This window comes from Dysgonomonas mossii, from assembly GCF_004569505.1.
Classification (GTDB): domain Bacteria; phylum Bacteroidota; class Bacteroidia; order Bacteroidales; family Dysgonomonadaceae; genus Dysgonomonas.
In genome coordinates this window covers 1-515 of the sequence record NZ_SPPK01000036.1, presented here as the reverse complement: position 1 = coordinate 515, position 515 = coordinate 1, and the positions used below count along the sequence as shown (strand labels likewise).

1 protein-coding gene is annotated in these 515 nt (G+C 67.8%); it reads right to left on the bottom strand.

Features of this window, described 5'->3' with window-relative positions:
* Positions 1 to 515 (bottom strand): TonB-dependent siderophore receptor (locus E4T88_RS18835; protein WP_135107553.1); only part of this gene is annotated, 515 nt, incomplete at both ends.

Here is a 515-nt window from a genome sequence, read left to right as displayed (position 1 = left end):
GTCCATGTAGGCGTAGGAGGCCGTGAGGTTCAGGCGCGGCAGCAGTTCGGCGTTCGCCTCCAGTTCCAGGCCGCGCACGGAAATCTCCCCGCGCTGCTGCGGCAGGAAGGTGGCCGCGTCGTAGGTGATGTAGTTCCGGCGGCGCAGGTCGAACACCGCGGCGCTGTAGCTCTGCTTGCGGCCTTCGGGCTGCCAGCGCACGCCGGCCTCGTACTGCCGTGCCGTCTCGGCGCCGAAGGGCTTGCCGGTGGTCGGGTCGATGGTGTTCGTGGGCAGGAACGACTGCGTGTAGCTCGCATACGGCGCCCAGCCGCCATCCATCAGGTAGACCACGCCGGCCCGGCCGGTGAACTTGCTGTCGTCGATGTCGAAGTTCATGCCGCTCGGGCGGTCGCGCAGCTTGCCCTTGGCATCGTCGTAGCGCCCGCCGAGGTTGAACACCCAGCGGTCGCGCCACTTGATCTGGTCCTGCACGTACAGGCCGGTCTGCGTGAGCGTGCTGATGCCGTCGAAGT